Here is a 26,539-nt window from a genome sequence, read left to right as displayed (position 1 = left end):
GGTCCGGTTCAGGGGCCCGGTCCGGAGGGCGCCCGCGCGAAGGTCCGGTTCAGGAGTCCCGTTCAGGAAACGCGGTCAGAGGGCGACACCGAGGAGCGCGTCGGCGACGTCGCGCACCAGCGCCGGAGAGGATGCGTCGTCGCCCTCCTCCGCCGCCCAGGCGTCGATCGCCGCGAGCGCACCCGGGGCATCGAGATCGTCGGCGAGGCGCTCGCGCACCGCCGCCAGCACCGGGCCGCCCGCGGGGCCCGCCGGGCGGGCCACCGCCGCCCGCCACCGCGCCAGCCTGTCCTCGGCCGCGGCGAGCTGGTCCGGCGTCCACTCCCAGTCCTCGCGGTAGTGGTGCGCCAGCAGGGCCAGCCGGATGGCCACGGGGTCGGCGGTCTGCCGCAGCCGGGAGACGAACACGAGGTTGCCCCTGGACTTCGACATCTTCTCGCCGTCCAGGCCGACCATGCCCGCGTGGACGTACGCCCGCGCGAACGGCCACTCGCCGGTGGCCACATGCCCCTCGCAGGCGCCCATCTCGTGGTGGGGGAAGATCAGGTCCGAGCCGCCGCCGGCGACGTCGAAGCCGCTGCCCAGGTTGCGCAGAGCGATGGCGGTGCACTCGATGTGCCAGCCGGGCCTGCCGCGGCCGAACGGCGACTCCCAGGACGGCTCTCCCGGCCGTTCCGCCCGCCACAGCAACCAGTCGAGCGGATGGCGCTTACCGTCCCTGCCGGGGTCGCCCCCGCGCTCGCCGAACAGCTCCAGCATGGTCTCCTCGGAGTAGCCGGAGACCGCGCCGAACTTGGGCGCGGACGCGACCGAGAAGTAGACGTCCCCGTCGATCTCGTACGTGGCGCCCCGCTCGGCCAGCCGGGCGATCAGTTCGGCGATCTCCCCGACGGTCTCGGTGACCCCGACGTACTCGCGGGGCGGCAGGATGCGCAGCGCCTCCATGTCGGAGCGGAACAGCTCGATCTCGCGCTCGCCGAGGGAGCGCCAGTCGGTCCCGGTCGCCTCGGCCCGCTCAAGCAGCGGGTCGTCCACGTCGGTGGCGTTCTGGGTGTAGTGCACGTCGTGGCCGGCGTCCCGCCACACCCGGTTGACCAGGTCGAAGGCGAGGTAGGTGTTGGCGTGCCCGAGATGGGTGGCGTCGTACGGCGTGATGCCGCAGACGTAGAGCCGGGCCTCGCCGGAGGGGGCCGTCTCCCGCACCTCACGGGCAGCGGTGTCGTACAGACGGAGCGGAAGGCCCGTACCAGGCAATCTGGGGACATTCGGAGCAGACCACGATCGCATGGGGTGAAGCCTATCCGCGTGGCCGGCGGACCGGTTCAGCCGGTCTGCTCCACGAGGTGTCGATCTCGTGCCAGGTGGCGGGGTCGTCGGGCTGGGGGCAGAAGTCGTAGCGCAGCCCCTCCTCCGCGAGGGCGACCAGCGTGATCGAGAGGCTGGCGAAGACCCGCCCGTCCGCCAGCCGCTGCCGCACGACCAGCGCACGGGGATCGTCCCAGGGCACCCCGGCGCCCGACGCGGGATCGAGCCACTCCCCCCAGAAGCGTTCGGACGAGCCGCCCGTGGTCCACGCGGGCCGGGCCGCCCGCGCGAAGCGGGGCTGGAACCAGGCGGTGCGCGGCCGGCTCGCGCCGCGGTCCCAGCCCGAGTTCACGATCATGTGCACGCCCGCGGGCAGCTTCTCCTCGGCCAGGGTCACGCCGTCCCAGCTCCACAGCCGTACGCCGTCGAGCCCGCCGAAGACGAGATGAAAAGGGTCATACCAGGACAGATCGACCGGTGGGAGTTCTCCCGCGGCGGCGGCGAGGAGGGGCAACTCACCGCGCGATCGGCGCCTGCCCGCCGGGGCCGCGACGCCCTCACCGTTGAGCAGCGCGGCCACCCGCCGCCCGGCGGGGTCGGCCGCCAGCCAGGTGCCGCCCGCCTCCAGGTCGCGGCCTCCGATCACGCCGGGATACGCGGGCCAGTGCCGGTCCGGCGACATCCACGGCCGCGTGACGAACTCGTCACGCACTCCCGCCAGGAGCACCGGCGTGCCGGCCTCCGGCTCGATGCTCACGACGACCGTACACAATGCGTGTTCCCTCCAATATCGGTAGAGACCTCTGCAGAGTGCACAATTCGCTCGTTCTGCGCAAGCCTGGGTGCGGCGATCAAATCGGGGGCCACGGGATCGCCGGCCAGTCCTCGGAGGGATGCGGGTGGACTCCGGTGGCCACCAGCCTCTTGACCCGCTCCCATGTGGCCTCCACCTCGGCCTGCGTCAGCAGCTCGCGCAGGCGCCGGCCGAGGCGCCCCCGCTCGATCTCGCGCTCCAGCCGCACCAGCACGTTGACCGCCTCGCGCGGGAGCGTCTTGCCGCGCCACTGCCACAGCACGGTGCGCAGTTTGTCCTCCACCGCGAAGCAGACCCCGTGGTCGACCCCGTACACGTGCCCGTCGGGCAGCGGCAGCAGGTGGCCGCCCTTGCGGTCGGCGTTGTTCACCACGGCGTCGAACACGGCCATGCGGCGCAGGGCGGAGTTGCGGCTGCGCATCAGGGCCATGAGGTCGGTCTCGGGATCGGCGTCGATCCACAGCTGCACCATCCCCGGGCCGAAGGGGCCGTCCCGGTAGACGGTCGGCGGCACGATGCGCCATCCGGTGACGGCCGCCACCTCGTAGGCGGCCACCTCCCGGGCCGCGAGCGTGCCGTCGGGGAAGTCCCACAGGGGCCGCTCCCCGCGCACCGGCTTGTACACGCACGCCGCCGCGTGCTCGCCGTTCCTGATGGAGCAGTAGAGCGTCATGTTCGTGGCCTCGACGAGTCGTCCCGCCACTTCTAAGGTGCCCTCCCGCAGCAGGCGCATGGCCGCCGCGTCGTCCAGTCCCGGCCCATCCACGTCGCTGATGCTCGCCTCGCCCTCGGCCGTCATCCGGTTCCTCGCCCGCGCGGCGCGAGGCCGCCCTTCCACCTGTTCACACCGCGCCTCACGCCGACAGCCCTCCGGGGTGGTGACCGTTGAGGCGGACGCATATGTGGCCCTCGGAGTCGAGGGGCCGACCGCACAGCGGGCACGGCGGACGGCCCGCGGCGACCACCTCCAGCGCCCGGCGGCTGAACGCGCGGGCGGCGGCTGCGCTGATCCGCACCCTGAGGACGGCGGGCTCGGGCCGGTCGTCCAACGGCGGCTCGTCCTCCTCGTCGTCCTCGTCGTCCTCGGAGGCCTCCTGCGCCTCGATGATCACCTGGGCGGTCTCGGGATCCCAGGCGAGCGCCATCGTGCCCACCCGGAAGTCCTCGTCGAGCGGCAGGTCGAGCGGCCCCACGTCGGCCAGCTCCGCGGGGGCCATGGCCGGGACCGGCGCGCGCCCTCCGCTGCGTCGCAGCACCTCGTCGAGCAGTTCGTCGAGGCGGTCGGCGAGCACGGCGACCTGGAACTTCTCCAGCGCCACCGTGGTGATCCTGCCCTGCCCTCGGGCCTGCAGGAAGAAGGCTCGCGCGCCCGGTTGCCCAACGGCACCGGCCACGAACCTGTCAGGCGGATCGTAGTCGAAGACCGGCATAACCCGACCCTATGCGGTCCCGGGTCCACCGCCGACGGCGGCATCGCTTCCGGTGAGGGTTTCTCCCCCGTCGTGGTCCTCCGGCTCCTCCGGCGGAGGTATGAGGCCGGCCACTCCCCCGCCCACGTCGTTCGCCCTGAGCAGGAAGGGACGCAGGGCGGTGTAGCGGATCGCCGTGACGGACACGGGATCGGCCGTGATCCGCTGGAACTGGTCCAGGTGCAGGCCCAGCGCGTCGGCCACGATCGCCTTGATCACGTCCCCGTGGCTGCACACCAGATAGGTGGCCTTCTCGCCGAGCCGCTCGTTCCAGTCGCGTACGGCCCGCACGGCCCGGCTCTGCACCTCCGCCAGAGCCTCCCCGCCGGGGAACACCGCCGCGCTGGGATGCGCCTGCACCACCCGCCACAGCGGCTCCTCGGCGAGCTCCTTCAGGGGCCTGCCCGTCCAGTCGCCGTATCCGCACTCGCCGAACCTGTCGTCGGTCTGCACGGAGACGGGGCGGCCCTGCGCGATGGCGGCGGCGGTCTCCTGGCACCGCTCCAGCGGGCTGGACACGATGGCGTCCAGCTCCAGGGGCGCGAGCCGTTCCGCCACCGCGCGCGCCTGCTCCCGGCCGCGCTCGTCGAGGTGGACGCCGGGGGTCCAGCCGGCCAGCACGGGACCGGTCATCGCGGTGAGGCCGTGCCGTACGAGAAGAACGGTCGTCATGACTGCACCACCCCGAGAGCCAGCAGAGTGAGGAGGAACGTTCCGGCGAAGACGCGGTAGACGACGAAGACGGTGGTCGAGTGACGCGCCACGTAACGCAGGAGCCAGGCGATCGAGGCGTATCCGACGGCGAACGCCACGACGGTCGCGATCACGGTCGGCGCCAGAGGCGGGCCGCCGCCGTCGCCGACGTGCCGCAGCTCGAACAGCCCCGAGAGGATCACCGCCGGGATCGACAGCAGGAAGGAGTAGCGGGCGGCCGCCTCGCGCGTGTATCCGAGGAACAACGCGCCGGTCATCGTGGAGCCCGAGCGGGAGGCGCCGGGGATCAGCGGCAGCATCTGCCAGGCGCCGATGATGAGGCCGTCGCGCATGTTGAGGTCGGCGACCTCCTTCTTCTTGCGCCCCATCTGGTCGGCCACGAGCAGCAGCAGGCCGAAGACGATGAGCATGGCCGCGTTCAGCCAGAGGTTGCGGGCCGGGCCCTCGATCGCGTCCTTGAACAGCAGGCCGGCGACACCGATCGGGATCGTGCCCAGCCCGATGTACCACCCCATGCGCGCGTCGAGGTCCCCGCGCAGCTCCGGCGTCCACAGGCTGCGCAGCCAGGTCCAGGTGATCCGGACGATGTCCCGCCAGAAGTAGATGAGCACCGCGAGCATGGTGCCGAGCTGGATCACCGCGGTGAACGCGGCGCCGGGGTCGTCCCACCCGGCCAGTTTCGGCACGATGAGCAGGTGTGCCGAGCTGGAGATGGGCAGGAACTCGGTGAGACCCTGCACGAGCCCGAGCACGATCGCCTGTAGTACGTCCATGGTGCGGACAGCCTATCGGCTAGTCTGTCCGCACCATGGACCAGCGACTAGTCGGGCGCAGCGGTCTGTCGGTGTCCAGGATCGGGCTCGGCACGATGACCTGGGCCCGCGACACCTCCGCCGAGGAGGCGACGGCGCAGCTCACCGCTTTCGCCGAAGCCGGCGGCACGCTGATCGACACCGCGGACGTGTACGGCGGCGGCGACGCCGAGCGCCTGATCGGCCGGCTCGTCCGCGACGTGGTGCCGCGCTCGGAGCTGGTCATCGCCACCAAGGCCGTGCTCACTCCCAGCGGTGAGCGCGACGCCTCCCGCCGTCACCTGATCCGCGCCCTCGACGCCTCCCTGGCCCGGCTCGGGCTTGAGGAGGTCGACCTGTGGCAGCTCCACGCGTTCGACCCCCGGGTGCCGCTGGAGGAGACGCTCGCCGCCGTCGACTTCGCCGTCTCCACCGGGCGTACGGCCTACGCGGGCGTGTGCGACCACACGGGCTGGCAGCTCGCCGCCGCCGCCACGTGGCAGCGGTGCGGCGACTCGCGGGCCCCGATCGTCGCGGCGCAGGTGGAGTATTCCCTGCTGGCCAGGGAGGCCGAGGAGGAACTGCTGCCGGCCGCCGCGCACGTGGGCGCCGGGGTCCTCGCCTGGTCGCCGCTCGGGCGCGGCGTGCTGACCGGCAAGTATCGCACCGGCATTCCCGCGGACTCCCGCGCCGCCACCCCGCACTTCGCCGAGTTCGTCCGGCCGTACCTGGACGAACGGTGCCGCAGCATCGTGGAGTCGGTGACGACGGCGGCTGAGGGGCTCGGCGTGTCGCCGCTCTCCGTGGCGCTCGCCTGGGTGCGCGACCGCCCGGGCGTGTCGTCGGCGATCGTCGGCGCGCGCACCCACGCGCAACTCCTCGGCGTGTTACAGGCCGAGAAGCTGACACTGCCGTGGGAGATCCGCGAGGCACTGGACGACGTCTCCGACCCCTGATCCGCCGTGCCGGACGTGGACGGCGAACGAGAATCGTCCTCACGTATCACACATCGATACCGAACTGCAACTTTCTACTGCATAACCCCGCGCTCGGGCGAAGAGTGGCGGGTATGTCGGGGGATGGACCAGAGCACTGCGGAAGGGGACACATGGGGATCGTAGGCAAGGCCTCCGCGATCTCCGCCGGGGCTCTCGCGATCACCCTGGGCGGAGGACTCCCTCTCGCCGCATCCCCGGCACAGGCATTCGACTGCACGGGAGGCGGCGGCCTGGTCTCCGGCATCACCGGCGGCGTCTGCTCCCTGGTGGACGGCGTGGGCCAGCTGACGGACGGCGTCACCGACGTCGCGGACAAGGCCACCGGCGGGCTGACGGAGCCGGTCACGAAGGCCGTGGACGACACGCTGAAGACGACCACCGGAGCCGCGGGCACGGCGGTGAACGACGTCGGCAAGGCGGTCGACAAGGCCGGACAGACGCTCACCGGGGCTACGAGCACCGCGACCGCGGCGGCGCGCGGAGCAACGAGCACCGCGACCGCGGCGGCGCGCGGAGCAACGAGCACCGCGACCGCCGCGGCGACCGCGGCGGCGACCGCGGCGGGCACAGCGGTGAGCGGCGCCACGGGAGCGGTGAGCGGAGCCACGGAAGCGGTGCGCGGCGCGACCGGAGCTGTGACGGGCGCAGCCGCCCACAGCCCCTCCCCCAGCGTCCAGAAGCTCACCGACGGGCTGACCCGCGCCGTGCAGGACACCTGCCTGCCCCTGGTCGCCGGCGAGGGCTGCGCGTCCGCTGAGCGCCGCGAGAGCGACGAGGACGACGGAAAGACGCAGGCGGCCGGAAAGAAGGCGACACGGCCCAAGGCGTCCCTGACGCCCGAGGGCACCCTTTCGCCCGAGCCCTACCGGCCGCGTCTCGTCGCGGCGCTCGAGGACACTCCGGATCCGGGCCGCGCGGCGAAGGTGGACCCCGACGAGGACGGCGTGATCCCCCTCCTGTGGCCCGGGCAGAAGATGCCCGAACTGCCCGAACTGCGCGGCGCCCCGGCGGGCGCGCGCGCTCGGGACCATCGGACCTACGACGCGGCCGGGACGGCCCTCACCGCGGTTCTGCTGCTGTCGGCGCTGCTCGCCACCCGCGTGGTCTCGGCCCGGCGGGCGCGTGCCGGGCAGGAGGAGCCGGACGAGTCGATCCCCTTCGAGGGCGGCCTGCGGCTGCCGGGGAAGACGGGACGCCACCGGCTCGCCTGAGCGCGGCAGCGTACCGGCCGGAGCTGCGCACTGCCGATCGACGGGTTCCGCCGATCAGGGCCGGCATCGTGCGCGTCACGGAGCCCGCCGTCAGGGCCGTGATCGTGCGCACCGCCATGCCCGCCACCACGGCTCACCACGCCCGCCGCCGTCCTCGGCCGGTGAGACGGCCTCGGCAGCGCCGGGAGCCGGAGACGAGGGCCCCTCACCGCCCGGGGCCGGTTCCGGCGGTTCCGCCGTCCGCCCCGAGATCTCCGCGCCGACGCGATGCCAGCGCCCCGCCCACGCCTCCTCGTCGCCCCCGCAGGCCCGTACGAAGGCGAGGGTGACCTCCAGGCTCGGGAGGACACGGCCGCTCGCGGCCTGCGACAGCACCGTGGGCGAGTAGTGCGCCCTTTCCGAGAGGGCCCGGTAGGTGGGCGACCCGGCCTCCTCGCGCAGCCGCCGCAACGCGACGGCGAACGCCTGCACGGGCCCTTCCTCGGGGCTGAGGTGGCGCTCTGGTCGTCCCATGGTCCCCACACGAGTTCTGCGCACACGAGTTCTGCGGCAACGTCGTCGCGGGCCAGGCCGTCCCCGGAGCGTACGAGGACGGGGCGGCCCGGGCGCCACGCTCACGCCTGACCGTCCACAGGCCCGCTCCGGAGAACGGGCGGCGTCAGACACGCCAGATGCTGAGCGGAGCGCCGGGCCGCGGCAAGATCCGCAAGCCGCCGCGGCCCGTGAACCCGCCCCTGACGAGGGGCGGGATGTCGCGAACGGGGCGCCGTCAGGCGCCCATCGCGTGCACGCCGCCGTCGACGTGCACGATCTCGCCCGTGGTGGCGGGGAACCAGTCGGACAGCAGCGCGACGCACGCCTTGGCGGCGGGGGCGGTGTCCGCCAGGTCCCAGCCGAGCGGCGCGCGCTCCGGCCAGGAGTCCTCGAACTCCTTGAACCCGGGGATGCTCTTGGCCGCCATCGTGCGCAGCGGACCGGCGGCGACGAGGTTGACCCGGATGCCGTGCTTGCCCAGGTCACGGGCGAGGTAGCGCGAGCACGACTCCAGCCCGGCCTTGGCCACGCCCATCCAGTCGTAGACCGGCCACGCCTTGGTCGCGTCGAAGTCCAGGCCGACGACCGAGCCGCCCTCCTTCATCAGCGGCAGGCAGGCGACGGCGAGCGACTTGAACGAGAACGTCGAGACGTGCACCGCCGTGGCGACGTCCTCCCACGACGTGTTGAGGAAGTTGCCGCCCAGACAGGTCTGCGGGGCGAACCCGATCGAGTGGACGACTCCGTCCAGCCCGTCGAGGTGCTCGCCGACGCGGTCGGCGAGCGTGTCCAGGTGATCGGTGTTCTGGACGTCCAGTTCGATCACCGGCGGTGGTTCGGGCAGTCGCTTGGCGATGCGCTCGACCAGGCTGAGGCGGCCGAAACCGGTCAGCACGACCTGGGCGCCCTCCTCCTGCGCCAGCCTGGCCACGTTGAAGGCGATCGACGCGTCGGTGAGGACGCCGGTGACCAGCAGTCGCTTCCCGTCCAGCAAACCCATGTCCAGCTCCAGTCTGTCCGCTCAGTGGCCCATGCCGAGGCCGCCGTCGACGGGGATGACCGCCCCGGTGATGTAGGAGGCGTCGTCGCTCGCCAGGAACCTGACGACCCGTGCGACCTCCTCCGCCTGCGCCTGCCGCCCGAGCGGGATGCTCTTGCGGATCTGCTCCTGCTGCGCCTCGTCGAGCACCGCGGTCATGTCGGTCTCCACGAATCCGGGCGCCACCACGTTGACCGTGATGCCGCGCGAGCCGAGCTCGCGGGCCAGCGACCGGCCGAAGCCGACCAGGCCGGCTTTGGAGGCGGCGTAGTTGGTCTGGCCGGCGGAGCCGGACAGGCCGACGACGGAGGAGATCAACACGATACGACCGCGCCGCAGGCGCAACATGGGCCGCACGGCCCGCTTGGCGACACGATAGGCGCCGGTCAGGTTGGTGTCGATGACGTCGGTGAAGGTCTCCTCCTTCATCATCGGCAGCAGCGTGTCCTTGGTGATCCCCGCGTTGGCGACGACCACCTCGACCGGGCCGTGCTCGGCCTCGGCCTTCGCGAAGGCGGCGTCGACGTCGGCGGAGCTCGTCACGTCGCAGCGAACCCCGAACAGCCCCTCAGGGGGCTCGCCGGAACGGTAGGTGACGGCGACGGCGTCCCCCGCGGCGGCGAGCTCGCGGGCGATCGCGAGGCCGATGCCGCGATTTCCGCCGGTGACGAGTACAGAGCGAACCATGCGACCGACCGTATCGGCTACTTGGGGGTAGTCCACTTGTCCGCAGGGCACAAGATCACAGGGTTAGGATCGTGGACATGCGCCAGATCGACCCCGACTTCCTCGCTCTGCCACTGCGGCGGCTGGCGGACGCGGCCCTGCAGCGCGCCCGTGACCTGGGAGCCGAGCACGCCTCGTTCCGGCTCGAACGCGTGCGCGCCGAGACGCTGCGCCTGTTCGACGCCCGGCTCGAGGGCTCCTCGGACGCCGACGACCTCGGCTTCTCCGTACGGGTGATCAAGGACGGCACGTGGGGCTTCGCGTCCGGGATCGCGCTGACCCCGGAGGCGGCGGCCCGGGCCGCCGAGGAGGCCGTGCGGGTGGCGGCGGTCAGCGCGCCCATCAACCGCGAGCCGGTGGAGCTCGCCCCCGAGCCGGTGTACGACGACGTGACCTGGGTGTCGGCCTACGAGGTCGACCCGTTCGACGTGCCGCTGCCGGACAAGGCGGCGCTGCTGGCGGAGTGGTCGTCCGGCCTGCTCGGCAGGGTCGACCACGTCTCGGCCTCGCTCATGCAGGTCAAGGAGCAGAAGTTCTACGCCGACACGGCGGGCACGGTGACCACGCAGCAGCGCGTGCGGCTGCACCCCGTCCTGACCGCGATGCGGGCCGACGGCGACCGGTTCGACGACATGCGCACGCTGGCCCCGCCGGTCGGCCGGGGCTATGAGTACCTGACCGGCACCGGCTGGGACTTCCCCGCCGAGCTGGCCGAGATCGCCGACCTGCTGGACGAGAAGCTCAAGGCGCCCTCGGTCGAGGCCGGGCCGTACGACCTGGTGGTCGACCCGTCGAACCTGTGGCTGACGATCCACGAGTCGATCGGCCACGCGACCGAGCTGGACCGGGCGCTCGGCTACGAGGCCGCCTACGCCGGCACCTCCTTCGCCACCTTCGACCAGCTCGGCAGCCTGCACTACGGCTCTCCGGTGATGAACGTGACGGGCGACCGCACGGTCGAGCACGGACTGGCCACCGTCGGCTGGGACGACGAGGGCGTGGCCGGCCAGTCGTTCGACATCGTCCGCGAGGGCACGCTGGTGGGCTACCAGCTCGACCGGCGGATGGCGCTGCTCAAGGGGCTCGGCCGGTCGAACGGCTGCGCGTTCGCCGACTCCCCCGGGCACGTGCCGATCCAGCGGATGGCCAACGTGTCGCTCCAGCCGGCCGCGGACGGCCCGTCCACCGACGAGCTGATCTCCCGCGTCGAGCGCGGGATCTACGTCGCCGGCGACAAGAGCTGGTCGATCGACATGCAGCGGTACAACTTCCAGTTCACCGGCCAGCGGTTCTACAAGATCGAGAACGGCCGCCTGGCCGGGCAGCTGCGCGACGTGGCCTACCAGGCGACCACGACGGACTTCTGGCGCTCCATGGAGGCCGTCGGCGGCCCGGAGACGTACGTGCTCGGCGGCGCCTTCAACTGCGGCAAGGGCCAGCCGGGCCAGGTCGCGCCGGTCAGTCACGGCGCTCCGGCCGCGCTGTTCCGCGGCGTACGGATCCTCAACACCGTCCAGGAGGGTGGCAGCAAGTGAGCGACGGGGTGACCACACCACAGGAGACGGTGGAGCGGGCGCTCGCGCTGAGCGAGGCCGACGGCTGCGTCGTCATCGCCGACGAGGGCTCGACCGCCAACCTGCGCTTCGCCGGCAACACGCTGACGACCAACGGGGTCGCCCGCTCGTCCCGGCTCACCGTGATCTCCGTCGTGGGCGCCGGGGTGGGGGTCGTCTCGCGCTCCGCCGTACGGGCCGACCAGCTGGCCGACGTAGTGGCCGCGGCGGATCGCGCCGCGCGGGAGGCCCGGCCGTCGGAGGACGCCCGGCCTCTGGTGGAGGGCGCCGCCGGTGCGGGGTGGGAGCGCCCGGTGGAGCCGACCTCCATCGACGTGTTCGGGAATTTCGCCCCCGCGCTCGGCGAGGCGTTCGCCGCCGCCGACGCCTCGGGACGCCGGCTGTACGGCTTCGCCGAGCACGGCGTGACCTCGACGTTCGTCGGATCGTCCGCGGGCCTGCGGGTGCGTCACGACCAGCCGACCGGGCGGCTCGAACTGAACGCCAAGTCGGCGGACATGACGCGCTCGGCCTGGACGGGCGTGGCCACCCGCGACTTCTCCGACGTGGACGTGGCCGCCCTGGACGAGACGCTCACCCGCCGGCTCGACTGGGCCAAGCGGCGGATCAGCCTGGAGCCGGGCCGCTACGAGACGCTCCTGCCGCCGACGGCGGTCTCCGACCTGATGATCTACCTGTACTGGTCGGCCGGCGCGCGGGACGCCGCCGACGGCCGCACCGTGTTCTCCCGGCCGGGCGGCGGCACCCGGGTGGGCGAGCGGCTCTCGACAATGCCGATCTCGCTGCACAGCGATCCAGCGCGGGCCGGCGTCGAGTGCACGCCGTTCGTCGTCGCGCACTCCTCCAGCCGGGAGCAGTCGGTGTTCGACAACGGCCTGCCCCTGGCCCACACCGAGTGGATCAGCGACGGCACGCTGACCAACCTCGTGCAGACCCGGCACTCGGCCGAGCTGACCGGGCTCGCCGCCACCCCGCAGATCGACAACCTGATCATGACGGGGCCCGAGGGCGGCCGCTCGCTGGAGGAGATGATCGCCTCGACCGAGCGGGGCCTGCTGCTGACCTGCCTGTGGTACATCCGGGAGGTCGACCCGCAGTCGCTGCTCCTCACCGGGCTGACCAGAGACGGCGTCTACCTGGTCGAGAACGGCGAGGTCGTGGGCGAGGTCAACAACTTCCGGTTCAACGAGTCGCCGGTCGACCTGCTCGGCCGCCTCGGCGAGGTGGGCCCGAGCGAGCAGACGCTGCCGCGCGAGTGGAACGACTGGTTCACCCGCGCCGTCATGCCGCCCGTCCGGGTGCCCGACTTCAACATGTCGACGGTCAGCCAGGCCAGCTGACAATTCGTCACCCGGCGGGGTCGCGACTCCGCCACCGGTCGCATGGGTCGTGGGTCGTCAGCGGCCGGCGGAGCGGAAGAGCGCTCCGCCGGCCGGCGCCGGGACCTCGCGTCGCCTCATTCGGGCCTCATTCGGCGTCCTCAAGGCGGAAGCCGACTTTCATCCCGACCTGGAAGTGGGCCACCTCGCCGTCCACGATGTGCCCGCGCACCTCGGTCACCTCGAACCAGTCCAGGTGCCGCAGCGTCTGGGCGGCCCGCCTGACGCCGTTGCGAACGGCCTGGTCGATGCTCTCGGCCGACGTGCCCACTATCTCGCTCACCCGATAGGTGCGGTCCGACATCACGTCCTCCTGCCTGTGCCTGTCGCGTGATCGTATCGCCGTGCGGGAATCACCCTCGCCTCCCCCGGGGTCTACCGTGGAAAGCGTGAATCCATGGCGCTGGTTGCGAAAAGACCGCGCGGTCGTTCACCAGGTGACGGACGCCCAGCCGTCGCTGACCGACGACGTGCGCAAGCGGGAGATCAGCTATCTCATCAAGATGGGTATCCGGCTCGTGTGCCTCATTCTGGCGGTGGCGGTGCCTGCCCCCTGGCCTGTCAAGGCCCTGTTCGTCGCAGGCGCGGTTCTTTTGCCATACCTTGCCGTTATCGGGGCCAATCAGCGAGGTCACGAGCCTCCTCCACCCCCGGACTTGACCTCACCTGACCAAAACGAGATACCACGCCATCGACGCGAGATCGGGTCGTGACAAAGTCTTGACGCAACCCATGGGTTGGAGGTGTACAGTTTAGCCAAGCGCTCTGGTCCCCCGTCGGAGCGCTGGTGCCGGCGTTCCGGGCCCCCGTCGGAACGCCGATGAAGCGACGCCGGGTGGTTTGCCCCCGTAACCACCCGGCGTCGCCCTTTTCTCCATAAACCCGCCCCACGTTTTGACTTCGCACAGCTTCGACTTCACACGGCTTTGCGTTCGCACAGCTTGAGTTCGCACAGGTTTCGACTTCGCACGGTTACGAGTCGGCACAGATATCGGCCCTGCGCACGTCGTCACAGACCGGCCGTCGCGGTCGTCCCCGGCAGGGACGGCCCTTCCGCCGAGCGGCCCCCGGCGCCCGCCCTTCCCCTTCATGCGGCGCGCCGGGGCCGTGGAAACCGGCGTCAGGAGTCGGGGGTGTCAGTGGTCGCGGGCGTCCTTGCGGTCGCCTCCGCCGCCCAGTCCTCGGCCATCCGGGACAACCGCTCCACCACGTCCGGCGGGGCGGTGCCGGCGCCCTGCGCCAGCCCCACCAGATAGGCGGTCAGCGGGGCGGCGGGCCGCGCCACTCCGTGCGCCACATCCCTGGTCAGGTCGAGCACCGCGGTCCGGTCCACCCGGGCGGGGTCGATGCCCAGCTCGCGGCAGACCAGTGCCGTCCATTCCTCCAGCACGTTCACGCGTACTCCCTTCACCCGCGCCCTCGGGCCCGCTCGCGGGCCGCGCGGAGATCGTCGACGGTGTCGCAATCGAACCACGGCGGGGTCTCCCCGGGCGCCACGGGCGGGCGCACGAGCGCCGGTGCCAGCGGGCCGAGCAGCCCGCGCAGCGACCGCCCCTCGTAAGGACCGAGCGCGGCCCGCAACGCGGCCGTCCGCCAGGCGCCGGTGAGCCACTGCTCGCGGCCCTCGTCGTCCACGAGCACCGCGCCCGCGCCGTCCTCGGGCACAGCCGCCAGGAGCGCCCCGACGTGGTCGGCGGCGACGAACGGCAGGTCGGCGGCGAGCAGGACGACCAGCGGGGAGGTCACCCCGGCGAGCCCGGCACGCAACGCCGGAACCGGCCCTCCGCCCGGGGGATCCTCACGGGTGAACAGCACGCCCGGCATGTCCCTCGGCGGGCCCACCACGACGACGGCGCGGGCGTCGCGGACCGCCGCCGCCACGCGCTCCACCAGGGGCAGCCCGCCGACGAGCGCGCCCGGCTTGTCCGCCCCGCCGAGGCGCTCGGCCCGGCCCCCCGCCAGGATCACGGCGTCGTACGCCCCCGATCCGGTTCCGGTTCCGGTTCCGGTTTCGTGGCGGGAACGCACGACGGGCTCCAGGACTCCAGGGCTCTCCGGGGGCTCCGTCAACCGCCGATGGCCGACATCGGACGGGACGGCTGCAGGAACGCGGGATCGTCGATGCCGTGCCCGGCCTTCTTCCCCCGCACCGCCGCGACCCATCGCTGCGCCAGTTCCTCGTCCGAGGCGCCCGAGCGCAGCGCCGCACGCAGGTCGGACTCCTCCGTGGCGAACAGGCAGTTACGGATCTGGCCGTCGGCGGTGATCCGGACGCGGTCGCAGGCGCCGCAGAACGGCCGGGTGACCGAGCCGATCACGCCCACCCGCTGCGGGCCGCCGTCGACCAGGAACAGCTCGGCGGGGGCGCTGCCCCGCTCACGCGGGTCGTCCTCGGTCAGGTCGAAGGATTCCTTCAGCAGTCCGAGGATCTCGTCGGCCGTGATCATGTCGTCGCGGCGCCAGCCGTGCTGGGCGTCGAGCGGCATCTGCTCGATGAAGCGCAGCTCATACCCCTGGTCGAGGCAGTAGCGCAGCAGCGGCGCGGCCTCGTGCTCGTTGACGCCGCGCATCAGCACTGCGTTGACCTTGACCGGCGTGAGGCCCGCCGCCGTCGCCGCGGCGAGCCCGTCCAGCACGTCGCGCAGCCGGTCGCGGTGCGCCAGCCGGACGAAGACGTCGCGGTCGAGCGTGTCCAGCGAGACGTTGACGCGGTCGAGACCGGCCCGCACGAGCGGCTCCGCGAGGCGGGCCAGGCCGATGCCGTTGGTCGTCAGCGACACCTGGGGACGCGGGCGCAGCGCGGCGGCCGCGGTCACGATCTCGACGAGCTCCCGCCGCAGCAGCGGCTCGCCACCCGTGAAGCGGACCTCCCGGATGCCGAGCCGCTCCACGCCGATCGTCACCAGGCGGACGATCTCCTCACCCGTGAGCAGTTCGGGCTTGGGCAGCCAGTCGAGGCCCTCGGGCGGCATGCAGTACGCGCACCGCAGGTTGCACCGGTCGGTCAGCGACACCCGCAAATCAGTCGCGACCCGGCCGAACGAGTCAACCAGCACGAAAGGACCTCCAACCCCAGAGAGCCTCAAGCCTAAGCCCTGCCGTCACGACGGCGGCAACCTCCCGGCGTCCGCCGTGATTCCGCCCGGGCCAGGGGCCCCGACCGGCCTCCCCGCCGCCGCGCTCACGGCGCGCTCACGGCTCGCTCAGGGCTTGCTCAGGGCCTCCTGCCGGCCGGCCTCCACCTGGTGGACAAGGGACTGGGCGCCGGGATCGGCGGGCGGCAGGGGGGCGACGCCGGCCGCGCCGCCCGCCGATCCCGGCGCCGTGATCGGGTGGAGGCGTTCGGCGGCCCAGCCCTCCTCCGTCAGCGCCCGCCACGCGGCCTCCGCCCGGACCGCGGACAGGCCGAACTCCGCGAAGAGGGCCCCACGATCCGGAGACGCCGTGGCGGCGACGTCGTCGAGGCCGACTCCGAACTCCGCGAGCCTGGCGACCAGCAGCGCCAGCTCCCCCGGCCGTTCCCCCAGGGCGACCCGCAGCCGCACCTGACCCGGCCGCGTGCCGGTGCGCCTGCCGTGGATCCGGTCGAGTCCGGCGATCCCCCGGCGCAGCAGATCCTCGATCCTCATCACGCTGTGACCCTCGCGCACCGGCTCGGCCGCCGCGAGGTCGTCGAGCGCCGCCAGCACGGCCGACAGGTCGTCGTTCAGCGCTCGCAGCACTCTGGCGACCGCGGCGGCGTTGGCCTGGAGGATGTCGCGCCACAGGCGGGGATCGCCGGCCGCGATGCGGGTGACGTCGCGCAGTCCCTGCCCGGCGAGCCGGAAGGCCTCCTCGGGCCCGGCCTGGAGCCGCGCCGCCATCAGGCTCGCCACCACGTGCGGGGCGTGGGACGTCAACGCCACGGCGGCGTCGTGCGCCTGGTCCTCCATCACCACGGGGATCGCACCGCACAGGGCCACCATCTCCAGGACCCGGTTCAGGGCCGGCTGCGACGTGGCCTGCGTGGGCGTGAGCACCCAGGACCGATCCTCGAAGAGGTCGGCGCGGGCCGCGAGCGGGCCCGACCTCTCCCGGCCGGCCAGCGGATGCCCGCCCACGAACGTCACCGGGTCGGAGATGGTGCGCAGCACGTCCCGGGCCGGGGCGGACTTCACGCTCGCCACGTCGGTGTAGGCGTGGGCGAGTCCGCGCAACTGCTGCTCGGCCAGCACCGCGCCGACCCTGCTGGGCGGTACGGCGATCACGGCGAGATCCACCCGCTCCGCCGGGGCGCCGGCCACACCGGCGCCCAGCGCCGCCGCGGTGCGGGCCGCCGTCTCGTCCTGGTCCAGCAGATGCACCATGACGCCGTGCCGGCTCACCGCGAGCCCCACCGATGTCCCGATCAAACCTGTGCCGACCACCGCCATGGTGCGCATCACAGGGTCACTCCCCCTTCTCCCGGCTGTGCCAGGTCCTCGCGCAGCGCCGCCGCGCCCCCCAGGTACACGTGCCGGACGTCGCGGACGGCGCGAGCCGTCCGCACGTGCGCGAGGACGCGCACCGTTCGGGGCAGCGCTCCGTTCACGTCCAGTTCCCGGGCGCACATCAGGGGGACGTGTGTGAGGCCGATCGCGCGGGCCGCCGCGGCGGGGAACGCGCTCACCAGGTCCGGGGTGGAGGTGAACACGATGCTGATGAGGTCGTCGGGCGACAGGTCGTTGACATCCATGATCCTGCGGAGCAGGGTCTGGACGCTCTCCAGGAGGTGCGGCTCGTCGTCCCGCTCGACCTGGACGGCGCCCCGCACCGCCCGGACGGTCATCTCCGTCCCGCCCGGGAAAGCCCCCCTTCCCGCCGGGTCCTGACGGAGCATCTCCGCGACGAGGAAGGCCAGTTCGAGGGACTGGCTGCGGTTGAGCCGGGGGTCGCAGGCGGTCTCGTAGCGCCGGTGCAGGTGGTCGACGAGGATCTCGTCGCCGCCGCCCAGGCACTCGGTGACGTCGTCCCCGGTGAGCTCCACGTGGATGCCGCCCGGGTGGGTGCCGAGGGCCCTGTGGACCTCGAAGAAGCCCCTGACCTCGTCGAGCACGTCGTCGAAACGGCGGGTCTTGTGCCCGGAGGCCGCCTCGAAGGTGTTGCCGTGCATCGGGTCGCAGACCCACACCACCTGGGCGCCCTCGGCGGTCACCTTCTCCACCAGCTCGGGCAGCCGGTCGCGGACGGCCCGCGCGCCCATCCGGGTGATGAACGTCAACCGGCCGGGCTCGCGCTCGGGGTCGAGCCGGTCGATCAGGGCCAGCGCCTCCTCCGGCGTACTCGACGGGCCCAGTTTCACCCCGATCGGGTTGCGGATCTCCGCGGCGAACGCGACATGCGCGTAGTCGAGCTGCCGGGTGCGCTCCCCGATCCACACCATGTGCGCCGACACGTCGTACAACCGCCCGGTGCGCGAGTCCGCTCGGGTGAGCGCCGACTCGTAGTCCAGGATCAGCGCCTCGTGGGAGGCGTAGAACTCGACCGCGCCGAGCTCCCCCGGATCCGCCCCGCAGGCGTTCATGAAGCTCAGCGCCCGGTCGATCTCCCGGGCCAGGGACTCGTAGCGCCGCCCCGCCGGCGAGGACCGCACGAAGTCCTGGTTCCAGGAGTGCACCTGGCGCAGGTCCGCGTACCCGCCGGTGGCGAAGGCCCGCACCAGGTTGAGCGTCGAGGTGGACGCGTGGTACATCCGCTTGAGCCGCTCCGGGTCGGGTGTGCGGGCCTCGGGGGTGAACTCCATGCCGTTGATGGAGTCGCCTCGGTAGCTCGGGAGCGTCACGCCGTCGCGGGTCTCGGTGGGCGCGGAACGCGGCTTGGAGTACTGCCCCGCGATCCGGCCCACCTTGACGACGGGCAGGGAGGCGGCGTACGTGAGGACCGCGCTCATCTGGAGCAGCGTCTTGAGCTTGTCGCGGATCTGGCCGGCGGAGACCCCGCCGAAGGTCTCGGCGCAGTCGCCGCCCTGCAACAGGAACGCCTCACCCCTGGCGACTGCTCCCAGGTGGGCGCGCAGTTGGTCGCACTCGCCGGCGAAGACGAGCGGGGGGTACGACTCGAGGTCCGCGATCACACCGCGCAGAGCCTCGCGGTCGGGGTACTCGGGCTGCTGCGCCGCGGGTAGGTCTCGCCAGGGCTGGCCCACCGGGGCACTCTGCGAAGGATTCATGGCTGTGGTGTCTTCCGGCTGGGGACGAGATCGTCCGTGCTTTCGATGGCGATGCACGCGTTGGGTCGCACCTTCTGCCTCACGGGTGTGTGCCGGGTCCGGATGCGCGCGCACCCGGACCTCGGCGGGCGTGCTACTCCTCGAGCAGGTCGGGCTGCTCGGCGACGATCTCGTCCCAGAGCAGCTGGAAGCTGAACCAGCCGAGCTGCGGATCGCCGAACCCGGCGCCCGCGGCCTCGGCCTGCTCACGGGTGAACCGCTGCGGGGTGCCGGCCGCCAGGGCGAGCAGCTGCACCTGGGCGCAGCTGTCGTAGGTGAAGAACCAGTGGACCGCCTCGTCCAGCGAGCCGCCGACCGTGATCAGCCCGTGGTGCCGCAGCAGGATGGCGCGGTTGTCGCCGAGCTTCTCGGCGATGTCCCGGCCCTGTTCCATGGACACGGAGGGACCCTCGTACGCCTCGTAGAGGGTCTGCCGGCCGTAGAAGGCGGCCGACTCCTGGTCGATCGGCTCCAGCAGGCGGCCGAGCGCGCCGAGCGCGCGCGAGTGCGCCGTGTGCCCGTGCGCCGCGGCGGTGGCGTCCGGCCGCAGCTCGTGGATCTGCGAGTGGATGACGAACGCGCTGGGGTTGACCCGGTGCCTGCCGTGGACGACCTGTCCGGTGGAGTCGACGCAGATCAGATCGGCGACGCGGACGCGGTTGAAGGAGACCCCGAAGGGGTTCACCCAGAAACGGTCGTGGTGTTCCGGGTCGCGTACGGAGATGTGGCCGGAGATGCCCTCCCCGAATCCGTACTTGCCGAACAGCCGGAGGGCGGCCGCCAGGCGCTGCTTGCGGTGCCGGCGGGTGTCGTCGGGGTTGTCGAAGACCGGCTCGCCCGGGATGGGCAGGCCTGTCGCGGTGTCCGCGAGGTACGCCGGGCGCGTCTCGGCGGCCGTGGTCATGCTCATGGTCGTCTCACCTCTCTGCTGCTGGTCTGTGCTGCTGGTCTGTGCTGCTGGTCTGTGCTGCCGGCCTGTGGTGCCGGCCTGTGGTGCCGGCCTGTGCTGCTGGGCGGTCCGTGCTGAGCCGGTGCGCGGGCGCGGCTGCCGGGCCCCGCTACGCGGGGAGCAGGACGTCCTCGGACCGGGTGGCGTCTCCGGCCTCCGCGTGCTGGAGGATGGCCGCGACGATGTCCTCGCCGCGGTCCACGAGCGACGGGATGCCGAAGGTGAAGAAGAGCGCTCCGGCCCCGATGGTGCCGAGTCCGTACAGGCGCGGATCCGGTGCGCCGCCCGCGATGAGGCGGCTCGTCTCCCGGGCCAGCCGGAGTCCGCCGTGCGGGTGGGGGCTCGCGGCGCCGCCGGCGGTGAGCGAGGTCACCAGGGACCGCGCGGCGGCCGGTATGCGGTCCTCGGACGCGTTCACCGCGTTGATCACCGTGTCGGCGCCGATGACCTCCCCGTCGGAGGTGGCGAGCTCGAAGCCGCCACCGGAGCGCACGGCGACCTTCTGCAGCCCGGACCGCACCTCCAGCCGGCCGGCGTCGACGAGTTCGAGCAGCCGCGCCGCGCTGCTCGGCGGCATCGGACAGCACAGGCTCATGACGGTGCGGTAGTGGGAGCGCAGCATCGCCGCCCTGTCCCGCTCCGCCAGCAGGGGCCAGACGTCGGGGCCGATGTCCGGGACCGCGCGCTGCAGGATCCGCAGGCCCGGGTCCGGCGAGTCCACCGCGGCGAGATGCCGGCGCAGGCGGTCGACCGGCGGCTCCATGTCCACGTCGACGATCTCGGCGCGGATCGCGTCGAGGTCCGCGCCGGCCTCCACGAGCTCGGCCCGGACGACCGCCGTGAAGTCCTCGACGGACATCTCCCGCCGCTGCCGGGCGAGGGAGCGCATGTGGCTCTTGGTGAGATGGCGGAGTTCGAGCTCGAGCGGCCGCTGCCGGACGGCGGGGAGCACACCCCTCCTGGACAGCAGGGTGATCTGTCCCTCGTGCCCCTGCGCGTCGAGTTGGAGGATGACGTCGACCGCGGTCAGGCCGCTGCCGACGACGGCCACGTCCTGCCGCTCCCCGACCTGGCGGAGCTTGCCGGAGACAGGGTACGGGTCGGGCACGAAGCCGGGCGCACCGGTCAGCCCGTAGACGTCCCTGGGGCCGTCACCTCCCACGCACAGAACCGCGTAGTCGAAAGCGGCGGCGCTCGTGCCGCCCGTGCTGAGCAGCACGTGGTCGGCGGTCCGGCGGCCTCCGGTGACCGCGGCTCCGACGAGGTCGACCCGCCAGCCCTGTCTGCGCAGCTCCCCCAGTGCCGCGTACGCCGTCTGCTCCAGGTACTCGCCGTAGACGGTGCGCGGGACGAAACGCGCTCCCGAGTAGGCGTCGACGTACCCGGCGTCGTCGGCGACGCGCTCCCGTAGCTCCAGCCAGCGCTCGAAGTGGTGAAGATCGCCCACCCGTGCCGACATGTCGTCGGGGGTCGCGTTGACCTTGATGACCTCGGTGTCGACCTGGTAGGCCCGGCCCCGCCACAGGTTGGGGGACGGTTCGAACACGGTGATGCTGCCCGGCCTTCCCCGCTCCCGGGCCAACGCGTCGATGAGGCAAACCGCGGACGCGCCGCCTCCGATCACACCGATTGAGATTCCAGACATGTGTCAGCCTCGCCTGTCGATTATGGAGAAGGAATGGCGCTAGCCGATCCGGTTCAGGTCGATTCGGTGGAATGCCCCCTGCAGGAATACCAGCGGCACCCGCGCATGGTTCGTACCGAGCCCGACTATCTCCCCGACGATCAGAAGGTGGTCGCCGGCCACGAGGTGATTCCAGTAACGGCATTCCAGCCATGCCGAGGAGTCCAGGAGCAGGGCGCCGGTCCGCTCGCCCGGCTTCGCGGGGAGACTGCTCAGTGCCTTTTTCCTTTCCTGTTCCGGACGGGCGAATATCCGGGCCAGATCCTCACCTTCGGCGTCGAGGATGGAAACCGCCCAGACCCGGGACTCCATCAAATCGGCCAGGAACGTCGACTCACGGCGGATACTCAGCGATATCAGCGGAGGGTCCAGCGAGACCGAGGTCAGTGAATTGATCGTCAGGGCGTTGTGCGTGCGGAGCGAAGCGGTGCCGGAGAACGTGGTCACCACGCACACGCCGGTGGCGAAATTGCGCATCACCGTGCGCAGGTCGTCCTGCACGGCGACCGCCACCTGATTTGCCGTTGGCGCCTCACCCATCGTTGGTCCTCCCGGGGAGCATCGGACACGAGATATTCAACGCATGCTCAGGAAATGACGACCCCCGCGGGACGGACCCTCGACGGTCGCAGAACGTAAATCGAATCGGCTCGACACCGACGACATTACCGAGCGCCGGCTCGGACATTTGCCGGAGTGCGCACCGGAGATTGACGGTGCACGACGATTTCAGGGCGACCGGGCCGTGGCGCAGGGACACACGCCGTTCGCGTTTTCTCCGGTGAAAGCGCACAGGCGCGGATCAGCGCCGGGGGAGGCGTCGCCGGGCGCCGGGCCGCAGGGGGACGAAGACGCCGGGGCCCCAGCGCAGTGTGGTCGCGTGGCGGATCTCCACCGCGCGTTCCACGTCGAATTCGACGATCCGCAGCGCCCCGGGCAGTTCCGCGCTTCGCCGCGGGTCCCGGTCGACCCGGGCGCGGCCGGTCAGCTGCAGGGCGACGGGCAGGGCGGCGACCACGAGGTCGCGGTCGCCGGCCGGGCCGGCGAACCCCGTGTCTCCCGTGACGAGGGAGGCCCACACCGCACCCCCGGGATCGGCGGCGCCGAGGACGAGCATGCGCTGCCGCCTGAGGAAGTGGGCGAACCCCGGCTGGTTCGCCCTCGTGGTGGCGCGTCTTGACCACGTCGATCTCCTCGTGTCCGCAGGAAGCTCCGTCCGGCGCCGACGACGCCGGCCCGCGCGGGCGTCGTCACCCGATGCGGGGAATGCGCCGCCGCCGGCGGAAAGGCCCGGGCGACGACTGGACGTTGGCGACGCGGCCGTCCGCCCACTTGGTGGAGCACGCACGTTTCCTTGCGCGGATACGCGCGTAAATCGCCGGTGACCGCGCGCGGTAGTACGGTTCGGCGGTCGGCGGCATGACCGGATCCAGGTGGGCGGCGTCCGCGGCCCACCGGCGTTGTTTCCGCGGCACGTGTGGCAGTCATCGAAAACTTCGATCGCCATAGCAAACCGGGCAAAGCGCATGCTCTCATGTCTTACGGGCGAAGCGGACCCCGGGGCGACATCAATCCGTTCGAGGACTAAGCCCCGTATGAAGAGGTCGCGGTTGTGCCTTCGCGGAACGGCACGTCTACCACTAGGTCTTACCGACGAGGTGATTGATCGATGCTGCCTGTCCAAGTACCGATTGCACGTCAAACCGCCGTCTCCACGAAACCGATCGCGCGTTCGCAGGGTCACTTGGAGATCATCCGTGATCACCGGGCGGAGCTCGACGGGACCACGTCCGTCAGGCAGTTCGGTGAAGTTCGGTTCTCCTTGGTCGACGGAGGGCCCCGAGAACTCATCCGGCCCAGCAGGCTGATCGACCGGAGTGCCGAGGGATACCTGAGGGTATGCCGTCCGCTGACCGGCGAGATATGGGTCTTCCAGGACGGCCGGCACGCGGTTGTCCGTGATCCGGAATTCGTCTGCTATGACAGTCTTCGGCCCTACAAAATCGTCATGCCGGAGCCGTTCCGTATGGCGACCCTGCTGTTTCCGCATCGTCTGATGGGACTCACGCCGAAGGACACCGAACTTCTCACCGCGAGATCCTGCACCGGTTCAGAGGGACTCGGCGCACTCGTGTCCAATCTCCTCATCGGGCTCGAGAAGCACAGCGGCAAGGTCGGCACGGCGATCGGGCTGCTGGGTGGAAGCGTGGCGGGCCTGGCCGCGGCCTTCTTCGCCGAGCGCATGCGGTCGCTGGCCGCCGACGCCGACGCGGGCAGGCAGGCCCTGATGCTGAGCATCCAGGCGTACATCCGGGAAAGGCTCGCCGACCCGGACCTCACCCCGGCCGTCGTGGCCCAGCGGCACAACGTCTCACTCCGGTATCTGCAGAAGATATTCCAGGAGCACAACACCAGCCCGGCGCGCTGGATCCGTGACGAGCGGCTGGCCCGCTGCCGGGCGGAGCTGGCCGATCCCGGGCTCGACCACCTGTCCATCGCTGCCGTGGGCGAGCGATCGGGATTCTACGGCGCCTCGCATTTCAGCCGCCTCTTCCGGGATCGGTACGGCATCACGCCCAGAGAGTTCCGGAAGCAGCGAAACACGAGCCCCGCCGAATCCACCGGCAGCCCCGCACCGATTTGACCGACCAGCGGAAAGGTGACGCAGTGACCAGCTTCGAATTCCCCGGACAGTACTACGAGCTGATGCGCAGGGATTTCCGGAACCTCGCCGCGGAGACGGATTTCCTGGCCTCCCTCCTGCCGGACGGCGGGCGGGCCCTCGACCTCGGCTGCGGGACCGGCACCAACCTCCGCGAACTCGGCGCGCGCGGCTACTGCGGCGTCGGCGTCGACCAGAGCGCCGGCTTCGTCGAGTACGCGCGGCGGATGGGCGGAGAGAGGGTCGAGTACGTCCACGAGCGGGTCGAGGACTTCGACAGCGAGGAGCGGTTCGATCTCGTCTACTGCCTGTTCATGACGCTCAACTACCTGCCCCGGGCGGAGTTGCGGCGCGTCCTGCGGAAGATGCGCGGCCTGCTGCTGCCCGGCGGGCACGTCGTCCTCGAGTTCGGCCACCTGCTGAACTTCGTGGAGAGCTACCAGCCGTACACGGTCGCCCACCACCGCGGTGACGGGGTGCTCGTCACCCGGCTCGCCCGCCAGTCGCTCAACCCCCGCGCGGCGACCTGGAGGAACGAGGAGACCCTGCTCGTACGGGAGGCCGACGGCCGGGTGAGCATGTACGACAACTTCTTCGACCAGGCGGTCCTCACCGGGCCCGAGGTGCGTGAGCTGCTGGCCGACGCCGGTCTCGGGACAGCGGCCGAGTACGGGGGCTTCCGCAAGGAGCAGGTCCCCCCGCACGGGCGCGGCCCGGTCGTGATCGTGGCCACCGCGGAGGGGGAGGAGGCGCTGTGACGAACACCGGCATCTCGCTACTCGACGGCGGTGCGGCCCTCGCCCCCGACGTCCCGGACCTCGGTGCGGCGCTCGTCCGGGCGGCGCGGGAGGGAAGCGCCGAGGGGATCGTCTTCATCCGGCCGGACGGGTCGGAGTCCCGGATGACCTACCGGGAGCTGCTGGACGCCGCCTCGCGCATGCTCGCGGGGATCCGCGCGGCCGGTGTCGCGCCCGGGGATGCGGTCGTCCTCCAGGTGGCCGACGACCCGGAGCTGCTGGTCGCGTTCTGGGCCTGCGTCCTGGGCGGTCACGTCCCGATGCCCGTCAACGCCGGCGCGACCGCCGTCCAGCGGGAGGCCGCGCCCGGGCTGCTGCAGCGGGTCTGGAACGGCTACGGGAAGCCGTGGGTGATCACGGGTGCGGAGCAGCCGCTGTCCCGGGAGGTCCTCGCCGATCCCGCCTGGCGGACCGCGTGGCTGGGGGACACCCGCCGGTTGCTCTCCCACTCTCCCGACGACCGACGGCACCGGGCCGGACCCGGCGACCCGGCCATGTACCTCCTCACGTCGGGCAGCACCGGCGTGCCCAAAGCCGTGGTGCTCACGCACGGCAACGTGCTGAGCCGCACCGCGGGCACCGCCCGGGTGAACCGGATGGGCGGGGCCAACCGCACCTTCAACTGGATGCCGCTCGACCACGTGGGCGGCCTCGTCATGTTCCACGTCCGCGACGTCTACCTCGGCTGCCACCAGGTCCATGCCCGGATCGAGTGGGTCCTCGAAGACCCGCTGCGCTGGATCGCCGCGATGGACCGCCACCGCGCGGACACGACATGGGCGCCCAACTTCGCCTTCGGGCTCATCAACGACCAGGCGGACCGGCTGAAGGAGCAGTCCTGGGACCTCAGCCGCCTGCGGTACATCATGAACGGCGGCGAGGCCATCAGGAACGGCGTGGTCCGGCGCTTCCTGGAGCTGCTCGCCCCCTTCGGGCTGCCCCCGGACGCGATGTACCCGGGCTGGGGCATGTCGGAGACCTCCGCCGGGGTGGTGGACTGCCGGTTCTCCCCCGGCGACGGCGGCGACGAGCGGTACGTCCCCGTGGGACGGCCCCAGCCCGGCACGTCCGTAAGGGTGGTGGACGAGCACAACGCGCTCGTGCCCCCCGGCGCCATCGGCAACCTGCAGGTCAGCGGCGCCCCGGTGACGGCCGGTTACTACCGCAACCCCGAGCAGAACCGCCAGTCGTTCACCGCCGACGGCTGGTTCAAGTCGGGCGATCTCGCCTACATCCAGGACGGGATCCTCACCGTGACCGGCCGGGCCGACGACGTCATCCTGCTCGACGGCATCACCTACCACGGCCATGAGATCGAGGCCCGGGTCGAGGAGCTCCCGTTCGTGGAGCCGTCGTACACGGTGGCCTGCCTGGTCGCCGGACAGGACGGGGAGACCGAGGAGCTGGCGGTGTTCTTCCACCCCCGCGACGGGATGCCGGCCGCCGAGGCCGAACGCCTGATCCGCGGCCGGGTGACCGACGCGTTCGGCGTCGGCGTGGCACATGTCGTGCCGGTCGGCAGGGAGGACATCCCCAAGACCGGCATCGGCAAGCTCCGCAGGGCGCACCTGCGTGAGCGGTTCGAGGCGGCACGCGACGCCGGTCGCGTCGTCGCGTTCACGCCGCGCTCCTGATCCGGCCGAGCCCGTGCCACCGGTGCCGCCGGG

General features: G+C 71.9%; 27 protein-coding genes and 1 pseudogene. 8 read left to right on the top strand and 20 right to left on the bottom strand.

Annotated elements, in window-relative coordinates:
• Positions 1 to 75: 75 nt before the first annotated feature.
• The 6 genes from mshC to ACGFIB_RS29665 form a co-directional block, all read right to left on the bottom strand.
• Positions 76 to 1,287, bottom strand: a complete 1,212-nt coding sequence (mshC, locus tag ACGFIB_RS29690) for a cysteine--1-D-myo-inosityl 2-amino-2-deoxy-alpha-D-glucopyranoside ligase (protein ID WP_357168359.1) — start codon at positions 1,285 to 1,287, stop codon at positions 76 to 78.
• 10 nt (positions 1,288 to 1,297) lie between these two features.
• On the bottom strand, positions 1,298 to 2,062 hold the full coding sequence (locus tag ACGFIB_RS29685; RefSeq protein ID WP_317984866.1) for an NRDE family protein: 765 nt from the start codon (positions 2,060 to 2,062) through the stop codon (positions 1,298 to 1,300).
• 94 nt (positions 2,063 to 2,156) lie between these two features.
• The gene (locus ACGFIB_RS29680; RefSeq protein WP_191052913.1) at positions 2,157 to 2,918 is read right to left on the bottom strand and encodes an SCO1664 family protein; all 762 of its coding nucleotides are present in this window, start codon (positions 2,916 to 2,918) and stop codon (positions 2,157 to 2,159) included.
• A 55-nt stretch (positions 2,919 to 2,973) separates the two neighbouring features.
• Positions 2,974 to 3,549, bottom strand: coding sequence for a DUF3090 domain-containing protein (locus ACGFIB_RS29675; protein ID WP_142572396.1), 576 nt, complete (start codon positions 3,547 to 3,549; stop codon positions 2,974 to 2,976).
• A gap of 9 nt (positions 3,550 to 3,558) precedes the next feature.
• Complete coding sequence (locus tag ACGFIB_RS29670; protein ID WP_142572397.1) at positions 3,559 to 4,260, bottom strand: histidine phosphatase family protein; 702 nt, start codon at positions 4,258 to 4,260, stop codon at positions 3,559 to 3,561.
• Positions 4,257 to 5,075 (bottom strand): undecaprenyl-diphosphate phosphatase, encoded by an 819-nt coding sequence (locus ACGFIB_RS29665; RefSeq protein WP_142572398.1) that lies wholly within the window; start codon positions 5,073 to 5,075, stop codon positions 4,257 to 4,259. The genes ACGFIB_RS29670 and ACGFIB_RS29665 overlap by 4 nt, the downstream gene beginning before the upstream one ends.
• 35 nt (positions 5,076 to 5,110) lie before the next feature.
• Between ACGFIB_RS29665 and ACGFIB_RS29660 the strand changes: the two genes are divergently transcribed.
• Both ACGFIB_RS29660 and ACGFIB_RS29655 read left to right on the top strand, forming a co-directional pair.
• The gene (locus ACGFIB_RS29660) at positions 5,111 to 6,049 is read left to right on the top strand and encodes an aldo/keto reductase (RefSeq protein WP_393376414.1); all 939 of its coding nucleotides are present in this window, start codon (positions 5,111 to 5,113) and stop codon (positions 6,047 to 6,049) included.
• A gap of 152 nt (positions 6,050 to 6,201) precedes the next feature.
• The gene (locus ACGFIB_RS29655) at positions 6,202 to 7,302 is read left to right on the top strand and encodes a hypothetical protein (RefSeq protein ID WP_393376412.1); all 1,101 of its coding nucleotides are present in this window, start codon (positions 6,202 to 6,204) and stop codon (positions 7,300 to 7,302) included.
• A gap of 90 nt (positions 7,303 to 7,392) precedes the next feature.
• On the opposite strand, the gene ACGFIB_RS29650 is transcribed toward ACGFIB_RS29655, so the two are convergent.
• The 3 genes from ACGFIB_RS29650 to fabG form a co-directional block, all read right to left on the bottom strand.
• Positions 7,393 to 7,815: a helix-turn-helix domain-containing protein gene (locus tag ACGFIB_RS29650; protein WP_393376410.1), complete on the bottom strand. Its 423-nt coding sequence runs from the start codon at positions 7,813 to 7,815 to the stop codon at positions 7,393 to 7,395.
• Positions 7,816 to 8,071: 256 nt separating this feature from the next.
• Positions 8,072 to 8,836 carry an enoyl-ACP reductase FabI gene (gene fabI, locus ACGFIB_RS29645; protein ID WP_142572400.1) on the bottom strand — a complete coding sequence of 255 codons (765 nt, stop codon included), beginning with the start codon at positions 8,834 to 8,836 and terminating at the stop codon, positions 8,072 to 8,074.
• A gap of 21 nt (positions 8,837 to 8,857) precedes the next feature.
• Positions 8,858 to 9,562, bottom strand: coding sequence for a 3-oxoacyl-[acyl-carrier-protein] reductase (gene fabG, locus ACGFIB_RS29640; RefSeq protein ID WP_142572401.1), 705 nt, complete (start codon positions 9,560 to 9,562; stop codon positions 8,858 to 8,860).
• A 77-nt stretch (positions 9,563 to 9,639) separates the two neighbouring features.
• On the opposite strand from fabG, the gene ACGFIB_RS29635 reads away from it, so the two are divergent.
• Both ACGFIB_RS29635 and ACGFIB_RS29630 read left to right on the top strand, forming a co-directional pair.
• On the top strand, positions 9,640 to 11,136 hold the full coding sequence (locus tag ACGFIB_RS29635; RefSeq protein ID WP_393376408.1) for a TldD/PmbA family protein: 1,497 nt from the start codon (positions 9,640 to 9,642) through the stop codon (positions 11,134 to 11,136).
• Positions 11,133 to 12,515, top strand: a complete 1,383-nt coding sequence (locus ACGFIB_RS29630; RefSeq protein ID WP_393376406.1) for a metallopeptidase TldD-related protein — start codon at positions 11,133 to 11,135, stop codon at positions 12,513 to 12,515. The genes ACGFIB_RS29635 and ACGFIB_RS29630 overlap by 4 nt, the downstream gene beginning before the upstream one ends.
• 127 nt (positions 12,516 to 12,642) lie before the next feature.
• On the opposite strand, the gene ACGFIB_RS29625 is transcribed toward ACGFIB_RS29630, so the two are convergent.
• Entirely contained in the window at positions 12,643 to 12,858 is a 216-nt protein-coding gene (locus ACGFIB_RS29625; protein ID WP_142572404.1) for a dodecin, read from the bottom strand.
• An 85-nt stretch (positions 12,859 to 12,943) separates the two neighbouring features.
• Between ACGFIB_RS29625 and ACGFIB_RS29620 the strand changes: the two genes are divergently transcribed.
• Positions 12,944 to 13,267 (top strand): DUF3099 domain-containing protein, encoded by a 324-nt coding sequence (locus ACGFIB_RS29620; RefSeq protein ID WP_357248344.1) that lies wholly within the window; start codon positions 12,944 to 12,946, stop codon positions 13,265 to 13,267.
• A 407-nt stretch (positions 13,268 to 13,674) separates the two neighbouring features.
• Here the strand turns inward: ACGFIB_RS29620 and ACGFIB_RS29615 are convergent, their stop codons facing one another.
• The 10 genes and pseudogenes from ACGFIB_RS29615 to ACGFIB_RS29570 form a co-directional block, all read right to left on the bottom strand.
• Positions 13,675 to 13,950, bottom strand: a complete 276-nt coding sequence (locus ACGFIB_RS29615) for a DUF6457 domain-containing protein (RefSeq protein WP_191052923.1) — start codon at positions 13,948 to 13,950, stop codon at positions 13,675 to 13,677.
• 11 nt (positions 13,951 to 13,961) lie between these two features.
• Positions 13,962 to 14,582 (bottom strand): molybdenum cofactor guanylyltransferase, encoded by a 621-nt coding sequence (mobA, locus tag ACGFIB_RS29610; RefSeq protein WP_393376405.1) that lies wholly within the window; start codon positions 14,580 to 14,582, stop codon positions 13,962 to 13,964.
• Positions 14,583 to 14,620: 38 nt separating this feature from the next.
• Positions 14,621 to 15,610, bottom strand: a complete 990-nt coding sequence (gene moaA / locus ACGFIB_RS29605; RefSeq protein ID WP_393376404.1) for a GTP 3',8-cyclase MoaA — start codon at positions 15,608 to 15,610, stop codon at positions 14,621 to 14,623.
• A gap of 147 nt (positions 15,611 to 15,757) precedes the next feature.
• Positions 15,758 to 16,975 (bottom strand): prephenate dehydrogenase, encoded by a 1,218-nt coding sequence (locus ACGFIB_RS29600; protein ID WP_393376530.1) that lies wholly within the window; start codon positions 16,973 to 16,975, stop codon positions 15,758 to 15,760.
• Entirely contained in the window at positions 16,975 to 17,361 is a 387-nt protein-coding gene (gene aroH, locus ACGFIB_RS29595; protein WP_357248379.1) for a chorismate mutase, read from the bottom strand. Before aroH ends, ACGFIB_RS29600 begins: the two co-directional genes overlap by 1 nt.
• Positions 17,362 to 17,412: 51 nt before the next feature.
• A pseudogene (locus tag ACGFIB_RS29590) lies at positions 17,413 to 18,741 on the bottom strand (class II 3-deoxy-7-phosphoheptulonate synthase); the annotation flags it as partial.
• 133 nt (positions 18,742 to 18,874) lie between these two features.
• Positions 18,875 to 19,690, bottom strand: coding sequence for a class II aldolase/adducin family protein (locus tag ACGFIB_RS29585; RefSeq protein WP_357248337.1), 816 nt, complete (start codon positions 19,688 to 19,690; stop codon positions 18,875 to 18,877).
• Between the two features lie 148 nt (positions 19,691 to 19,838).
• A complete protein-coding gene (locus tag ACGFIB_RS29580; protein ID WP_393376402.1) occupies positions 19,839 to 21,374 on the bottom strand; it encodes an FAD/NAD(P)-binding protein in 1,536 nt (511 codons plus the stop codon).
• A gap of 39 nt (positions 21,375 to 21,413) precedes the next feature.
• Positions 21,414 to 21,953, bottom strand: a complete 540-nt coding sequence (locus ACGFIB_RS29575; protein WP_208762306.1) for a flavin reductase family protein — start codon at positions 21,951 to 21,953, stop codon at positions 21,414 to 21,416.
• A gap of 262 nt (positions 21,954 to 22,215) precedes the next feature.
• Positions 22,216 to 22,530, bottom strand: coding sequence for a hypothetical protein (locus ACGFIB_RS29570; RefSeq protein ID WP_393376400.1), 315 nt, complete (start codon positions 22,528 to 22,530; stop codon positions 22,216 to 22,218).
• 552 nt (positions 22,531 to 23,082) lie between these two features.
• Between ACGFIB_RS29570 and ACGFIB_RS29565 the strand changes: the two genes are divergently transcribed.
• The 3 genes from ACGFIB_RS29565 to ACGFIB_RS29555 are packed head-to-tail and all read left to right on the top strand — an operon-like array spanning position 23,083 to position 26,506.
• Positions 23,083 to 24,057: a helix-turn-helix domain-containing protein gene (locus tag ACGFIB_RS29565; protein WP_357261601.1), complete on the top strand. Its 975-nt coding sequence runs from the start codon at positions 23,083 to 23,085 to the stop codon at positions 24,055 to 24,057.
• 23 nt (positions 24,058 to 24,080) lie between these two features.
• Positions 24,081 to 24,833 carry a class I SAM-dependent methyltransferase gene (locus ACGFIB_RS29560; protein ID WP_142572411.1) on the top strand — a complete coding sequence of 251 codons (753 nt, stop codon included), beginning with the start codon at positions 24,081 to 24,083 and terminating at the stop codon, positions 24,831 to 24,833.
• Positions 24,830 to 26,506: an AMP-binding protein gene (locus tag ACGFIB_RS29555; RefSeq protein ID WP_393376398.1), complete on the top strand. Its 1,677-nt coding sequence runs from the start codon at positions 24,830 to 24,832 to the stop codon at positions 26,504 to 26,506. The genes ACGFIB_RS29560 and ACGFIB_RS29555 overlap by 4 nt, the downstream gene beginning before the upstream one ends.
• Positions 26,507 to 26,539 lie beyond the last annotated feature (33 nt).

It is taken from the genome of Microbispora bryophytorum (assembly GCF_043197435.1).
GTDB lineage: Bacteria > Actinomycetota > Actinomycetes > Streptosporangiales > Streptosporangiaceae > Microbispora > Microbispora bryophytorum.
The sequence above is the reverse complement of the archived record's forward strand: the minus strand, read 5'-3'. Positions and strand labels throughout refer to the sequence as shown.

What these genes read in the sequence shown, in the direction of transcription:
- ACGFIB_RS29635 (WP_393376408.1), top strand. Translation starts at nt 9,640, where the DNA reads ATGCGCCAGATCGACCCCGACTTCCTCGCTCTGCCACTGCGGCGGCTG.
- ACGFIB_RS29660 (WP_393376414.1), top strand. Translation starts at nt 5,111, where the DNA reads ATGGACCAGCGACTAGTCGGGCGCAGCGGTCTGTCGGTGTCCAGGATC.
- mshC (WP_357168359.1), bottom strand. Translation starts at nt 1,287, where the DNA reads ATGCGATCGTGGTCTGCTCCGAATGTCCCCAGATTGCCTGGTACGGGC.
- ACGFIB_RS29600 (WP_393376530.1), bottom strand. Translation starts at nt 16,975, where the DNA reads ATGCGCACCATGGCGGTGGTCGGCACAGGTTTGATCGGGACATCGGTG.
- ACGFIB_RS29670 (WP_142572397.1), bottom strand. Translation starts at nt 4,260, where the DNA reads ATGACGACCGTTCTTCTCGTACGGCACGGCCTCACCGCGATGACCGGT.
- fabG (WP_142572401.1), bottom strand. Translation starts at nt 9,562, where the DNA reads ATGGTTCGCTCTGTACTCGTCACCGGCGGAAATCGCGGCATCGGCCTC.
- ACGFIB_RS29585 (WP_357248337.1), bottom strand. Translation starts at nt 19,690, where the DNA reads ATGAGCATGACCACGGCCGCCGAGACGCGCCCGGCGTACCTCGCGGAC.
- ACGFIB_RS29675 (WP_142572396.1), bottom strand. Translation starts at nt 3,549, where the DNA reads ATGCCGGTCTTCGACTACGATCCGCCTGACAGGTTCGTGGCCGGTGCC.
- ACGFIB_RS29655 (WP_393376412.1), top strand. Translation starts at nt 6,202, where the DNA reads ATGGGGATCGTAGGCAAGGCCTCCGCGATCTCCGCCGGGGCTCTCGCG.
- ACGFIB_RS29650 (WP_393376410.1), bottom strand. Translation starts at nt 7,815, where the DNA reads ATGGGACGACCAGAGCGCCACCTCAGCCCCGAGGAAGGGCCCGTGCAG.
- ACGFIB_RS29625 (WP_142572404.1), bottom strand. Translation starts at nt 12,858, where the DNA reads ATGTCGGACCGCACCTATCGGGTGAGCGAGATAGTGGGCACGTCGGCC.
- ACGFIB_RS29580 (WP_393376402.1), bottom strand. Translation starts at nt 21,374, where the DNA reads ATGTCTGGAATCTCAATCGGTGTGATCGGAGGCGGCGCGTCCGCGGTT.
- ACGFIB_RS29680 (WP_191052913.1), bottom strand. Translation starts at nt 2,918, where the DNA reads ATGACGGCCGAGGGCGAGGCGAGCATCAGCGACGTGGATGGGCCGGGA.
- aroH (WP_357248379.1), bottom strand. Translation starts at nt 17,361, where the DNA reads ATGACCGTCCGGGCGGTGCGGGGCGCCGTCCAGGTCGAGCGGGACGAC.
- ACGFIB_RS29575 (WP_208762306.1), bottom strand. Translation starts at nt 21,953, where the DNA reads ATGGGTGAGGCGCCAACGGCAAATCAGGTGGCGGTCGCCGTGCAGGAC.
- ACGFIB_RS29565 (WP_357261601.1), top strand. Translation starts at nt 23,083, where the DNA reads ATGCTGCCTGTCCAAGTACCGATTGCACGTCAAACCGCCGTCTCCACG.
- ACGFIB_RS29665 (WP_142572398.1), bottom strand. Translation starts at nt 5,075, where the DNA reads ATGGACGTACTACAGGCGATCGTGCTCGGGCTCGTGCAGGGTCTCACC.
- fabI (WP_142572400.1), bottom strand. Translation starts at nt 8,836, where the DNA reads ATGGGTTTGCTGGACGGGAAGCGACTGCTGGTCACCGGCGTCCTCACC.
- ACGFIB_RS29570 (WP_393376400.1), bottom strand. Translation starts at nt 22,530, where the DNA reads ATGCTCGTCCTCGGCGCCGCCGATCCCGGGGGTGCGGTGTGGGCCTCC.